Annotated in this window: 13 protein-coding genes and 1 pseudogene; 5 read left to right on the top strand and 9 right to left on the bottom strand. The window is 32.8% G+C overall.

Annotated elements, in window-relative coordinates:
• Nucleotides 1-155: 155 nt before the first annotated feature.
• Nucleotides 156-1,031 (top strand): tetrahydrofolate dehydrogenase/cyclohydrolase catalytic domain-containing protein, encoded by an 876-nt coding sequence (locus AAC053_RS05420; protein ID WP_339753794.1) that lies wholly within the window; start codon nt 156-158, stop codon nt 1,029-1,031.
• A gap of 18 nt (nt 1,032-1,049) precedes the next feature.
• Nucleotides 1,050-1,778: a TIGR02206 family membrane protein gene (locus AAC053_RS05415; RefSeq protein WP_339753792.1), complete on the top strand. Its 729-nt coding sequence runs from the start codon at nt 1,050-1,052 to the stop codon at nt 1,776-1,778.
• On the opposite strand, the gene AAC053_RS05410 is transcribed toward AAC053_RS05415, so the two are convergent.
• The 6 genes from AAC053_RS05410 to AAC053_RS05385 form a co-directional block, all read right to left on the bottom strand.
• A complete protein-coding gene (locus tag AAC053_RS05410; RefSeq protein ID WP_339753788.1) occupies nt 1,764-2,183 on the bottom strand; it encodes a VOC family protein in 420 nt (139 codons plus the stop codon). The two genes, AAC053_RS05415 and AAC053_RS05410, sit on opposite strands and share 15 nt — an antisense overlap.
• Nucleotides 2,184-2,185: 2 nt before the next feature.
• Entirely contained in the window at nt 2,186-2,953 is a 768-nt protein-coding gene (locus AAC053_RS05405; protein ID WP_339753785.1) for a pseudouridine synthase, read from the bottom strand.
• A 488-nt stretch (nt 2,954-3,441) separates the two neighbouring features.
• On the bottom strand, nt 3,442-4,269 hold the full coding sequence (locus AAC053_RS05400; protein WP_339753783.1) for an alpha/beta hydrolase: 828 nt from the start codon (nt 4,267-4,269) through the stop codon (nt 3,442-3,444).
• 1 nt (nt 4,270) lies between these two features.
• On the bottom strand, nt 4,271-4,645 hold the full coding sequence (locus AAC053_RS05395; protein ID WP_339753780.1) for a cupin domain-containing protein: 375 nt from the start codon (nt 4,643-4,645) through the stop codon (nt 4,271-4,273).
• A 29-nt stretch (nt 4,646-4,674) separates the two neighbouring features.
• The gene (locus AAC053_RS05390) at nt 4,675-5,232 is read right to left on the bottom strand and encodes a hypothetical protein (RefSeq protein WP_339753777.1); all 558 of its coding nucleotides are present in this window, start codon (nt 5,230-5,232) and stop codon (nt 4,675-4,677) included.
• A gap of 20 nt (nt 5,233-5,252) precedes the next feature.
• Nucleotides 5,253-6,791, bottom strand: a complete 1,539-nt coding sequence (locus tag AAC053_RS05385) for a helicase HerA-like domain-containing protein (protein ID WP_339753776.1) — start codon at nt 6,789-6,791, stop codon at nt 5,253-5,255.
• 181 nt (nt 6,792-6,972) lie between these two features.
• Here AAC053_RS05385 and AAC053_RS05380 point away from each other — a divergent pair.
• A pseudogene (locus tag AAC053_RS05380) lies at nt 6,973-7,296 on the top strand (Rid family hydrolase); the annotation flags it as partial.
• Nucleotides 7,297-7,349: 53 nt separating this feature from the next.
• Nucleotides 7,350-7,982 carry a 7-carboxy-7-deazaguanine synthase QueE gene (locus tag AAC053_RS05375; protein ID WP_339753774.1) on the top strand — a complete coding sequence of 211 codons (633 nt, stop codon included), beginning with the start codon at nt 7,350-7,352 and terminating at the stop codon, nt 7,980-7,982.
• A gap of 56 nt (nt 7,983-8,038) precedes the next feature.
• Here AAC053_RS05375 and AAC053_RS05370 read toward each other — a convergent pair whose 3' ends face one another.
• Nucleotides 8,039-8,575, bottom strand: a complete 537-nt coding sequence (locus AAC053_RS05370; RefSeq protein ID WP_339753771.1) for a DUF2911 domain-containing protein — start codon at nt 8,573-8,575, stop codon at nt 8,039-8,041.
• A gap of 237 nt (nt 8,576-8,812) precedes the next feature.
• Between AAC053_RS05370 and asnB the strand changes: the two genes are divergently transcribed.
• Nucleotides 8,813-10,474 (top strand): asparagine synthase B, encoded by a 1,662-nt coding sequence (gene asnB / locus AAC053_RS05365; protein WP_339753768.1) that lies wholly within the window; start codon nt 8,813-8,815, stop codon nt 10,472-10,474.
• A gap of 150 nt (nt 10,475-10,624) precedes the next feature.
• Here the strand turns inward: asnB and AAC053_RS05360 are convergent, their stop codons facing one another.
• Both AAC053_RS05360 and AAC053_RS05355 read right to left on the bottom strand, forming a co-directional pair.
• A complete protein-coding gene (locus tag AAC053_RS05360) occupies nt 10,625-11,257 on the bottom strand; it encodes a response regulator transcription factor (protein ID WP_339753765.1) in 633 nt (210 codons plus the stop codon).
• A 93-nt stretch (nt 11,258-11,350) separates the two neighbouring features.
• Nucleotides 11,351-14,389: a triple tyrosine motif-containing protein gene (locus AAC053_RS05355; protein WP_339753762.1), complete on the bottom strand. Its 3,039-nt coding sequence runs from the start codon at nt 14,387-14,389 to the stop codon at nt 11,351-11,353.
• Nucleotides 14,390-14,577: the final 188 nt, after the last annotated feature.

The following is a 14,577-nucleotide window of genomic DNA, read 5'->3' as shown; positions in this document are numbered from 1 at the left end:
TTCAGTCTCAATTTGCAGGTTTTAAATTAAACTATATTTAAAAAATTTAATGATTAACAATCCAGTAAAATTCGGAGTAAAAGAAACGTAATTTATTTCTTTAAGACAAGAGTAAAGAACTGAAAACTGCGATTGCGACTGAAAACTAATATAGCATGACAATTTTAGACGGAAAAAAAATCAGTAATGATATTAAGAACGAAATTGCTGAAGAAGTAAAACAAATGAAAGCTAATGGTGAAAAAGTCCCACATTTAGCAGCCGTTATTGTTGGTAATGATGGAGCAAGTTTAACTTATGTCGGTAGTAAGGTCAGAGCATGTGAGCGTATTGGATTTGAATCTACAATGGTGCGTTTATCAAATACGACCAGTGAGATTGAATTATTAGATAAAATTGATGAGTTAAATAACAATGATGATATCGACGGATTTATTATTCAATTACCATTACCTCCTCAAATAAATACTCAGAAAGTATTGATGGCTGTAAACCCTGATAAGGATGTCGATGGTTTTCACCCTATGAACTTCGGAAAAATGGCATTAGATATGTCAACATTTATTCCTGCAACACCATTTGGAATATTAGAATTACTAGATCGATATGGAGTTGAAACCAAAGGAAAACACACAGTCGTAATTGGTCGTTCTCACATTGTTGGTCGTCCAATGAGTATATTAATGGGTCGTAAAGGGTTTCCAGGAAACTCTACAGTGACATTAACACATAGTCACACTAAGAACATTACTCAGATTACATCGCAAGCAGATATTATTATTTCGGCATTAGGGATTCCCCAATTCTTAAAAGCAGAAATGGTAAAAGATGATGTAGTAATAATTGATGTTGGTATTACACGTGTACCCGACGATTCTGAAAAAGGCTATTACATCACTGGTGATGTAGATTTTAAAAATGTTAGTAAAAAAGCAAGCTATATTACTCCAGTTCCTGGCGGAGTTGGTCCTATGACTATTGCTATGCTTTTAAAGAATACACTTTTGGCCAGAGAGCAACATAGACAATAAATTAGATAATCTAAATTTATGTTTTTAACGCTATCTGCTATTACACAAAATTCAGTAACGATAGGTAGCTTTCAGCATTTGTTCCCTATTGTTTTTGCAGTATGTTTTACGATACTTCTTATTAAGTATTCTAAAAGAAATTTCACGGATATTCAAAAGCAGAAAGTACTTCACTATTTTGCATGGTTTATTTCACTTACAGTAATAAGTTTTCATGCTTATAGAATGGCTTTTGATAGCTATAATTTTAAAACCGATTTACCACTTTACTTATGTAGTCTTATGGCTGTAATGATTCCGCTATTTACCTATTATCGTAAATATTGGATGTTCGAAATTTTAGTGTTTTGGATTATTGGTGGAACGATACAGGCCGTTATTACCCCAGATATCTCAAAGGGTTTTCCAAGTTTTGATTATTTCAGGTATTGGATAGTACATTTAGGGTTACTCTTTATTATATTTTATTTCATTTATATTTTTAAAATGAAACCAAAGTTAAAAAGTGTCTTTAAATCCTTTTTAGCACTTCAGGTTTATGTAGTACTTATGATGGTGTTTAATGACTTTCTCAATGCCAATTATTTCTACCTTAATGAAAAGCCAAAATCTGCTTCGCTTTTAGATTATTTTGGGGAATGGCCATATTACATTTTGGTTGGGCAGTTGATTATAATTCCGCTATTTCTAATTATTTATTTGCCGTTCTACATTTCAGAAAGACGAAAAAAATTACTTTGCGAATAATTGACTCATATCTTTAAAGGCTTTAATCTCTATAGCATTTCCAGAGGGATCTTTAAAAAACATAGTGGCCTGCTCACCTACTTGTCCTTCAAAACGAATGTAAGGTTCTATAATAAATTGAATGCCTTTTGATTTTAGTAATTCAGCAAATTCATGAAACGCTTCCCAAGATAAAACAACGCCAAAATGTGGTACAGGCACGTCTTTACCATCAACCAAGCTCGTATGTGTGTCTTTTTTGGTTTTTGGCTTAAAATGTATAACTAATTGATGCCCAAAAAACTTGTAATCTACCCAATAGTCACTATTTCTACCTTCTTCGAGGTTTAAAACATTAGTGTAGAAATTTCTACATTCATTAAGGTTATGAACAGGTATTGCGAGATGAAAAGGTGATAGTTGCATAACTAACTCCTGTTTCTTCTAAGATTAATAGGATTTGGGTCGAATGTTTTTATCGAATCATTTATCAGTTCACTTAAGTTTATAAATTCTTCTTTTGTTAATTCTCGATATTTTCCCAAAGGCATATCTAGTTTTATATTCATTATTCTAACACGTTTCAATGTTTGTACTTCGTAATTTAAATACTCACACATACGTCGAATTTGACGATTCAATCCTTGAGTTAAAATAATACTAAAAGTGAACTTATCTATTTTTTTTACCTCACATGTCTTAGTACGTTTGCCTAAATCTTCAATATAAATGCCTCCAGCCATACGCTCAAGAAACGTTTGAGAAATCGATTGGTCAACGGTTACGATGTATTCTTTTTCGTGATTGTTACTTGCTCTTAGAATTTTATTGACAATGTCTCCATCATCTGTCAAAAGAATTAAACCTTCACTGGGTTTGTCTAAACGACCAATGGGGAAAATACGTTTAGGATAGCTGATGTAGTCAATGATATTATCTTTTTCTACACGTGTATCTGTAGTGCAAACAATACCAACTGGTTTATTAAATGCTAAATAAACAAAGTCTTGTTGCCGTCCTCCAATAATCTCACCATCAACTTTTACAACATCTTCTGGTGCAACCTTTGTGCCCATTTCGGGTACAACATCATTAATGGTAACTCTGCCAGCATCGATTAAACGATCTGCTTCGCGACGAGAGCAGTAACCAGCTTCACTTAGGTATTTGTTAAGGCGTTTTAAATCTTCAGACATGGTGCAAAAGTAATATAAAGATTGAACAAACTAGGAATTAGCTGTAATGATATAATTTAAGAGTCTTATGATTTCTGAAATTTCATAAGCAACAATAAAAGTAATAATAGAAATCTGATTTTTATACTTTTTGAAATTGTAAAGCGTAGTTAAAAATAGAATGATAGGTATTACCATTGCAGTTCTAATTTCTGTTTCATAAGGCCAATGTTGAGCCTTAAAAATAAACGATACTAACGCAAATAGGCTTATCAATGATGGAATCCAATTTTTGGTGTAAAGGCAATAAATGAAATATCCTAAGACTACAATTCCAAAACTTAAGAATGAAAAGTAAAAAAATAAGTCTCCATAAAAAAACGAAGAAAGGAAATTTAAGATAAAACCTGCGAGGAAAAGCTTTAAGATTTTTGGTTTTGTCTTTTGAAATAAAATTAGTCCAATTAATATAGCTATTGCAACAATAATTTTGCCCAAATGCATATAACTTAACTATTTATATATTCAATAATTTTAGGCGTCAAAGATGCATCTTTTAGGCTATGTCCAAAGCCTGTAGTAGTAATCAATTCAGAATTTTTAAAACGATTTTCAAAGAGTTGTGCGTCTTCATAAGGAATAATTCTGTCCTTTTTATCGTGAATAATTAAACCTTGGACATTAATAGATTTAGTAAAATTAGCTGCAGAAAAATAATCTACAGGTTTACCAAAGCGTTCTAAAACAATAGAGTCTAACCCGTTAGAAATACGGTTGTTATAACCCATCATAGTTTTATATCTACTAAAGACACCAGTGAAATGAGCAGGTGCACCAAGTAAAACCATCTTTTTAATAGAAGGTAATTGATGATTGTGCATAGAAAATACACTAGCCATACCACCAACGGAATGACCAATTAAGACTTCTGGCTGAAACTTTTGTGCTACAACATTTATAAATTCAGCATACAAAATTGCATTAAATTGTTTTCCGCCAGATCTGCCGTGAGCAGGTGCATCTAAAGCTATAATATTATAATTTTGGGTTTTTAAATTTTCTAAAATGTAATCCCAACGCGAAGTATTACTTTCCCACCCATGAGCTAACAAAACGGTTTTGTTTTTTCCCACCCAATGATAAGTTGCAATCTTTAAATTATTATATATCAATTCTTCAGAATATGCCGAATTAACAATACGTTTTTGGGCTTCTGAATAACGTCCTTTACGTGGCGAAGCAAATAAATTTAGTGCTTTTTTAGAAGCGTACTTAGACGAAATAAGACTTGTGGTATTAAGTGCATTGCCTATAGATTTTATAACAAAGCTACTCATACTATTGGTTTTCTCTGTTTACAGAATCTATAGAAAAAGCGGGTATGCAAATGGCTAAATATTCACATGGCTCCGTGAATGGATTAGAATACTGTAATCGCGTATTTTTTTCTACTTTAATAGATTGGCCTGCTTCTAGTATGATGATTTCGTCATCAATAATAAATTGCTTTTTGCCTTTAATGATAAAGGTATATTCATCAAACTCTGGAGTTTGATATGGCTCACTCCAACCAGCTGGTGCAACCATATGAGCAATACTGATTTTAGTATTACCATCAGTCGCATTCCCAAAGTGTTCTTTTATAATTTTACCATCATCTGTAGGAACCACAAATGGTGAATTTTGTATTTTATATTTTTTGTTTTCTTGCATGTTTTGAGGCTGCTTAATGCGACTATATACTACCAGTGAACCATAAAAAACTTAATCTTAGCTTTTTCCGGAATTTGAATCGGATCAATTGTCATATCCATATCAAAACGCATACTTGCTGGTAATTCTTTCTTATCAATGGTAAAAGAGGCGTTAATTTCATTTACAGAAACGACAATAGCGTTAATCAGATTATCGATTTTTGAGACTTTATAAGTCTCATTAATATCTTTAAACGTGCTTAAAGTAGAAATATTCTTTTCAGTTTTATAGCGCTCATCAATTATTCTAACACTAGAAATTACAGAAGTAGAATCTAAAGCTTCTTCTGGAGAAAGGTCTAATAGTTTTTTACCACTTTTCTCAAAAATCTCAATGGTATTGACTGAGCCAGTAAATTCATCTCCAGCGATATATCTAACTACAGAATCATTTATAAATACCGCTTCTAAATCTTTAACTTGAGTAGAATCAGTCAGTAAACCGATATGATTTTTTTTAATTAAAAATGGATTTGGTGCTGAGTCTTTTGCACAGCTTGTAATTAAAAGTGCACAAATTAATATAATGTATAAAGTGTTTTTCATGTTTAAGATTTAAATTTAAATTATCTAAGTAATTTAGTTAAAATTCCCAAAACACTGCGTATCACTGTTGGGCTAGATAATACTTTAACAATAGGGTTTTGGCGAGAACTACTTCTTCGACTGCTAGAAGTACGTCTTTTAGATTCAGCTTTTTTAAGATCCTCTTTTTCTTTTTTTGCTTTTTCTTTCGCTTCTTCAGCTTCTGCCTGCGCTATTTTTTTGTTAAGCATTTCATAGGCACTTTCTCTATCAATATCTTCATTGTATTTTCTCACCATTTTAGAATCTGCCAATAGGCTACTTAACTCTCTCTCGGATAAAATATCCATTCTACTCATTGGTGCACGCATCATGGTTGCTGCTAATGGAGTTGGTTTTCCTTTTTCATTTAATGCCGAAACTAGGGCTTCACCAATACCTAAAGAGGTTAATACTTCAGCTGTATCATAGTAGTCTGTGTCTGGATAGTTCTGAGCTGTTAGTTTAATAGCTTTACGATCCTTTGCTGTAAAAGCTCTAAGCGCATGCTGTACTTTTAAACCCAATTGGCTTAAAACAGCCTCTGGTACATCTGTTGGGTTTTGAGTTACAAAATATAAACCAACACCTTTACTACGTATTAATTTTACAATGCTTTCAATCTGGTACAATAAAGCTTTAGACGCTTCATTAAAAATTAAATGTGCTTCATCAATAAACATAATTAACTCTGGTCGTCCACTGTCTCCTTGTTCTGGGAATGTTGAATAAATTTCAGCCAGTAAGCTCAACATAAATGTTGAAAACAACTTTGGTTTGTCTTGTATATCCGTTAATCTAATGATGTTTATATAACCGCGTCCATTGTCATCTACACGCAATAAATCTTCTGTTTCAAATGATTTTTCTCCGAAAAATACATCTCCGCCTTGTTGTTCTATTTCAACCAATTTTCTTAGAATCGCTCCAGTTGAAGAGGATGAAATACGACCATAAGATTCTTCAAATTCTTTTTTGCCATCTCCAGTTGCGAATTGCAAAATTTTCTTGAAATCTTTAAGGTCTAATAATGGCAATTTATTATCATCACAATACTTGAAAATCACTGAAATAATGCCAGCTTGTGTTTCGGTAACACCTAATATTCTAGAAATTAATACTGGGCCAAATTCACTTATAGTAGCTCTTAGTCTTACACCATCTTGTTCGGATAAAGACATCACTTCTACAGGGAATGCTTTGGCATCAAAAGGTAAGCCTATTTTTGCGTGACGTTCATCAATTTTTGGATGACCAGGACTTGGTTGTGCCAACCCACTTAAATCCCCTTTTATATCCATAAGTAAAACAGGAACACCTTTTTCAGATAAATTCTCAGCTAAAACTTGTAGCGTTTTTGTCTTTCCTGTACCAGTGGCACCAGCAATTAAACCATGTCTGTTCATGGTTTTTAAAGGCACATTTACAAATGCATTTTTAATTGTCTCGCCATCTAGCATTGCAGAACCTAGAGTTATATATTCACCTTTGTTTGTATTGCCTTCAGTGATATGTTTTAAGAATTCCTCAGTCTTACTCATCATCTATAAAATTTGCATAAAAATAATGTAATTTTAGACAAGTTTAAAATTGAATTCTATGAAGCATCTACATTTACTTTTCAGTGTTTTTATTTTAGTGACTATTCAATCTTGCAAAGACACTAGTTCTGAAATCACTTTTCATAAATCTCACGAACCTAGTTGAGCAAATACTCCGTTTAGTGATGCTGTAGAAATAGATGGTTTAATGTTTTTAACTGGTCAAATAGGAAAAGATCATAAGACTGGTAATCTAGTGTCTGGAGGTATAAAAACAGAGACTAAGCAAACCATTGAAAACATATAAGACGTTTTGGAATATCACAACTTATCATTAGACCATGTAGTAAAATGCACGGTGATTTTGAAAGGCATCAATGATTTTAAAGATTTCAATTCTGTTTATTCACAATACTTTACAAAAAAACCTGCACGAACTACGTTTGCTGCATCAGGTTTGGCTGGTGGTGCAAGTATCGAGATTGATGTTATTGCAGCAAAATAAACTTCGTGCTTCCAACTTTATACTTTTAACTTTTAGGACTATCTTTGCAAACTATGACAAGAAGAGAAAAACAAGCACTTATAGATCAAGGTCATTTATTGCCTTTAATGGAAGAGTTTTACACTATACAAGGTGAAGGGTTCCATAAAGGAACAGCAGCATATTTTGTGAGAATTGGAGGTTGCGATGTTGGTTGCCATTGGTGCGATGTTAAAGAAAGCTGGTTGCCAGAATTGCATCCTGCTACGGAGACTGAAAAAATTGTAGAAAATGCTATAAAGTATAGCGACATTATTGTAGTAACTGGTGGTGAGCCTTTAATGTGGGACATGAACCCTTTAACAGCACAATTAAAAGCAAAAGGAGTACAAACGCATATTGAAACTTCTGGAGCTTATAAATTAACTGGAGAATGGGATTGGATTTGTTTGTCACCAAAGAAGATGAAATTACCAACCGCAGAAGTCTATGATATGGCACACGAATTAAAATGTATCATTTATAATAAAGATGATTTTAAGTTTGCTGAAGAACAAGCTGCTAAAACAAATAGTGATTGCATTTTATACCTTCAGCCAGAGTGGAGTAAGCGCGATAAAATGATGCCTCAGATTGTAGATTATGTGATGGCAAATCCTAAATGGAAAGTATCTCTACAAACACATAAGTATTTAAATATACCGTAATAAAAAACAAAACGCCTTGATTTCTCATGGCGTTTTTATATCAATAAATGATAGATTTACTTTGCAAATGGTACAGCAACTCTAATAGTTCCCCATCCCATGTGCATATGTACACCATCATCCGATTTTTCAAAAGCTATAGAAAATGCTTCTAAAGATTCTTTTCCTTCAGTAACTGGCACTGTAATTTTTGCTACTGTATTCTCTTCGCTATAACCAGAAGCTCCCCAATTATTAACATCAGAACTTATAACAACAGTCCATTCTTTATCGCCAGGCATTGTAAATAAAGAATACGTACCAGCCTTAATAGTTGTACTGCCTAATTTCATGTCTGTAAAGAGAATTAATTCTGTTGCTTCATTCGCACCAGTTCTCCATACTTTATCTTTTTGAGTCAATTTTTTAGCATCTCTACCATTAAGTTGTGGTCTGCCGTAATATACTTTAATCAGTTGATCGTTTCCACTTCCAAAAGAAGCAGCATCCATTGGGCTTTTGTCTAAGCCTCTAAATTTTTGAGCGTCTACATTAAATGACACAAGCATCATAAATGCAAAAGCAATAGTTGTTAATAGTTTTGATGTTTTCATAATTAGTTTTAAATTTTTGTGTGGTTAAAATTAGAGTTTAATATGTAGATTAAGTCGTAAGGAAATATTAAAATTTACAAAGTAATAGTTAATAGTGCTGATTTTTATCACTTAGGTTATAGATTAGGTGTATAATATTGTTTGTTGTTTCAAATTATAGCCATTTAATCATTATGTGTTTATTAATTGTAATGTTAATATCATATTTGTATCGTAATTAATAAGAAAACAAAAATTATGTGCGGTATAGTATGTGCGTTCGATATAAAACAAAAGGCTGACGATTTAAGACCTCAAGTCTTAGAGATGGCAAAAACAATACGTCATCGTGGACCAGACTGGAGTGGTATTTACAGTGATGATAAAGTGATAATGGCTCATGAGCGTTTGGCAATTGTAGATCCAGCTTCGGGCAAGCAACCTTTATTTAGTGAAGATAAAAAATTGATTTTAGCAACCAATGGCGAAATCTATAACCATAGAGAATTACGCAAGCAGTTTCCAGATTACAGCTTTCAGACTGAAAGTGATTGTGAAGTGATTTTGGCTTTATACCAAGAAAAAGGACACGATTTCCTTGATGATATGAATGGCATCTTTGGCTTCGCTATCTATGATGTAGATAAAGATGAATATTTTATAGCTCGCGATCATATGGGCATCATTCCTCTTTATATTGGCTGGGACAAAAACGGAACCTTTTTCGTTGCCTCTGAGTTAAAAGCTTTAGAAGGGATTTGTACAAAAATTGAATTATTTCCTCCGGGACATTACATGTCTAGTAAAGATGGTGAGTTTGTAAAATGGTACAAACGCGATTGGACAGACTACGATGCTGTAAAGGATAACGAAACCAGTATAGCAGAAGTAAAGCAAGCATTAGAAGATGCTGTGCATAGACAACTAATGAGTGATGTGCCTTATGGTGTATTATTATCTGGTGGTTTAGACTCTTCAGTAACCTCTGCCATCGCTAAAAAGTATTCTGAAAGACGTGTGGAAGCCGATGATAAAGAAAAAGCATGGTGGCCACAATTACACTCATTTTCTGTTGGACTAGAAGGCTCACCAGATTTGGCTGCAGCAAAAGTAGTTGCCGATCATATTGGTACTGTGCATCACGAAATAAAATTCACCATACAAGAAGGTTTAGATGCCATTAAAGATGTGATATATAATATAGAAACTTACGATATTACAACGATACGCTCTTCTACTCCAATGTACTTAATGGCAAGGGTTATTAAATCTATGGGTATTAAAATGGTATTGTCTGGTGAAGGAGCAGATGAAATATTTGGAGGCTATTTATATTTTCATAAAGCACCAAATGCAAGAGAATTTCATGAAGAAACGGTTCGTAAATTAGATAAATTACACATGTACGATTGTTTAAGAGCAAACAAAAGTTTAGCAGCTTGGGGAATTGAAGGTCGTGTTCCATTTTTAGACAAAGAATTTATGGATGTTGCCATGCGTATCAACCCAAAAGATAAAATGATTAACGGAGAACGCATGGAAAAATGGGTAGTTCGTAAAGCATTTGAAGATATGATTCCAGAAAGTGTAGCTTGGAGACAAAAAGAACAATTTAGTGATGGAGTAGGTTATAGTTGGATTGATACCTTAAAAGAATTGGTAGAGAAAGAAGTAACTGACGAACAAATGGTGAATGCTAAATTCCGTTACCCAATTCAGACTCCAATAAATAAAGAAGAGTATTATTACAGAACCATTTTTGAAGGCCATTTCCCAAGTGATGCCGCAGCTTTAAGTGTACCACAAGAACCAAGTGTAGCTTGTAGTACTAAAATTGCCTTAGAATGGGATGAAGCATTTAAAAACATGAATGATCCTTCAGGTAGAGCGATTGCCAATGTGCATGATGAGGCGTATTAATGAGGTTTTTATTTTCGAGTTTACGAAGAAAATTCGGCGAATCAGAACTAATGCTGCTGCGTAGTGGTATCTAATAAAACAAAGAGACAGCTTTTAAAGCTGCCTCTTTGTTTTATTATTTAGAATAGAATTCTTACGACTTAAGTTATATCAAATCTCATTATCATAAGACTTCTTAATTAGTTCTGCTTTACTATTAATTTCTAAAGTTTTGTAGATATTTTTAATATGACTTCTAACTGTATCTAGTGATACAAATAAATCGTCTGCAATCATTTTATAGCTTTTACCAGCTACAATACCATCAACGATTTCGTTTTGACGTGGAGTTAAGATTGATGACTGATTTCGTTTTGGCACATATTTATTAACAATTTTCCTTGCTATGGATGGCGACATATACGAGCCTCCATCATAGACTACTTCTATAGCTTCTTGTATCTTTTTTAAAGGTGTTTTTTTAGATAAATAAGAGCATGCACCTGCACACAAGGCTTTAAAAATACTATCGTTATCCTCAAAAGTAGTGAGCATAATGATATCTATTTTTGGTAATTCATTCAATAATAAAGGGATGCCATCAATTCCAGACATGCCAAGCAGATTAATATCTAGTAGTAAAACATCAGGTATTTTATTCAGCGTAGGAAGCACATTTAAAAACCCTTCTACCGAAGGTGAGATAAGTAAACATTTGATATTTGGTAATACCTCAAAAAAATCATTAAGACTTTCCTGAACTACCAAATCATCTTCTATAATTGCTAGCTTAATATGTTTCATTTTGTTCCTACTGAAAACAGGATTTGAGCACCGTTATAAGTAGTTATAAAGTTATACTATTTAAACTAGGATACAATCACATTAAGATGTGGTTTATAAATTAAAAGGTAAATTAAGATGTATGCTAAAACCGTTATCTTTATTAAAAGTTACAGTTGAATTTATTGCTTCTGCGCGAAACTGCATATTAGATAATCCCAAACCTGTTGATTTATATGATTTTTTTTTATTTCCGTTATCTTTTATGATAAATTCACAGTTCTTATTGTAATTTCTTATAGTTATATCTACAGTATTAGCATCTGAATGACGCAAGATATTAGTTACCGCCTCTTTGTAAATCAAAAATATATTTTGCTTCACTTGGACCGCTAATTTGCGATTTGGAAATTTAATCGAAGTACTATTAATCTGAAATGTTATGCTTTTAGGCAATAACAACTCTTCTGCGAGTTCTTGCATGCGCTCTATTAAATCGGTGGTAGTCCCACGCCTGCTATCAATACTCCACACTAAATCTCGCATTTGAGAGATGGCATTTCTACTGATGCCTGCTATTTTTTGAAGTTTAGATTTATCAGCTGCACTAGCATTTATTTCCATGAGTTCGGTTTGCATTGCTAAGCCTGAAAGTAATGAACCTACATCATCGTGCAAGTCGCTCGAAATTTTAGTTCGCAAACGTTCCATTGCTAAGGCTTGTTGCAATCGGTATCTAAAAATAGCATATATAATACCAATTATAGCCAGTATAACGAGCATTATAAACCACCATTTTTTGTAAAATATTTGTTGTACCTTAAATGGAATCGATAATATAGATGGGCTTACGTTTCCTCTAGAATCTTTACCTTTAACTTTTAATACATAATCTCCAGCTGGTAATTGATTGTAGCGTATGGACGCAACATTACCTTGATAAAACCAACGGTCTTCAAAACCTTCTAACTTGGTAATATAGGTGTTTTTTTGATTTTGAAAGTAACTTGGCATTGTCCAGTTGATTTCAAAATACTGGTCGTAAGGAGACACGTTTACTTCTGTGAATTCTGTTTGACTATAATCAGTTTTAAATCTCGTTTTGTTTTTACTATTATATCCTGAAACACCTAAAAGACGTAACTTTGGTGGTTCGGAATGTTTTAATACTTCATTAGGTTTAAATTTGTTGAGTCCATTCATTCCACCAAAATAAAAATTGCCTTTACTGTCCTTAAAAAAAGACGTGTAATTAAATTCGTAGTGTGTTAGACCATCTTCTGTATAAAAATTCTGAAATCTTTCAGAATTTTTCTCAAAATGAGATAAGCCATTATACGTGCTGATCCATAAGCTGTTCTCATCGTCCGTTAAAATGCCTACAATATTCTCATCTGTTAGCCCATGTGATTTGGTATAGATTTTTACAGTTTTTCCATCTGCAGAAATATGATTTAATCCACCACCATAAGTACCTACCCAAAGGCTTCCATTTGGCTCTTCTTCTATAACAAGAATAAAATTTCTTGAGATATTTGGTTCAGAATCTGTGTTGTATATTTTTTCTACACGTCCACTAAGGTGCACTTTTAATAGACCATCATTTTGTGTCCCTATCCAAAAAATACTATCGGTTTTACTTTCTTTAAAATATCTAAAATCTGCAATATCGGTTTTAATTTTTGAGTCTTTAAAAACTAATTCACTTGTTTCTGTTTCTGGATCAAAAAGTACTAATCGGAATAAACTTTGTCCAAAAAGTAATTTTCCATCCCATAGTTTAATCAACGGATTTTGCCCTTTAAATGTAACGTTTGGACTAAACTCATTATAGCTTTTTGTTGTGCCTTCTTTTAAATTTATTTTTAATAAGCTCTCTCCCAATGTGAATACATTTTGCTTTGTAGCATCTAAAGCGTAAAAATTGGCGGTGTATTTTAAAGCTTCTAAAGACAGGTTATCGAGTTTAATGTTTAATGAATCAATAGTACCACTAATGGTTTTATAAATAAGCCTGTTTTGGCTTTCGCATTTTGCAAAAATAGTTCCATTGGCATCTTCAAAAATACCACGCATTGTGTTTCCCCAACCGTCATTGTTCAATTTAAAAAGTGGTATAAAAAGCTCTTCTCCAATTCGAATTTTAAACAAACCATTATCAGTTGCCACCCAAAGTAATTTATTGGCATCTATGAAGAGATAATTGATTTTTGAGTATTCAAATCGAGATTTTAATTGTTCTGTATAATCTGTAAACTCACCATCTGGACTCATGCGATACAATTCTTTATTCCCAGCAAACCATATATGTTTTTGATGGTCTTCTATGGCATAATAAAATTGATTTTCACTTTCAAATACGCGTTTCGATGTTAAATCTGTTTCATTAAAAATAGAAACACCACGTTCTTTTTGCGGGAAAAAATAATGAGTGTTATTACTATCATAATACGAGACGGTAAAATTTAATTCACTTCCATGCCAACTGTAGCTAGATATTTGGTACGTTTCTAATAAAATGCCATTAGTATCAAATTTCAAACTTCCAAGTGGTGAACTCCATAAAACATGACCTTTTTTATTTATTATTAATCTGCTATAGGCATATTTACTTCTGGGAATTGAAGCCTTCACTTTAAATGTTCCGTTGGTTAATTTTTGAAGGTATTGTTTCGCATTTCCGTTCTTTGCATTTAAAAAATCATCTGTCATAATCCAGATACCACCATTCATATCTTTGAGCAAGCGCAATACTTTTCCTTTTATATTTTGTGAACTATTATAAGCGGTCACTGTATCGGTTGAAAGCTGAAGTTTAAACAATTTTTCGTTGGCCATATACCAAAGGGCATCAGCCGAATCATCTATTACTATTTCACCCGTTATTAACTCCTCTTCTATATAAAACGGATTGGTTTTATCAGAATTGTAAACCTTAAAATTATAACCATCATAACGCACCAAGCCCAAATCTGTACCAAACCACATGGCTTCATTTTTATCTTGGGTTATAGATGTTATATCTCTAAATGTTAAACCTTGATCTGTGGTAAGTATATCTATTTGAGAAGGGTTTTGAGCATAGATACTATGGCTTACTAAAAGAAAACCTAGTGTCAAAACAAAAGCGTATCGTATTTTAAAAAATTTCAAAGGTTGGGTAATTGATAATAGCTAAGTTTCAAATATACAAAAAGATAGTACTGAAAATCACATGAAGATGTGATTGACATCGTACAAAGGGTAATGTATTTTAGAGGTTTGTTTAAAACAAGACTATAAAACACATAGCACATAGAAATAAAGAAAAATCAACCAAAATAAAAATTTCAAAACTGATT

Origin of the sequence: uncultured Winogradskyella sp., from assembly GCF_963975125.1 — a bacterium.
Classification (GTDB): domain Bacteria; phylum Bacteroidota; class Bacteroidia; order Flavobacteriales; family Flavobacteriaceae; genus Winogradskyella.
Note: the sequence above shows the minus strand (reverse complement) of the source record. Positions and strands in the feature narration are given on the sequence as shown.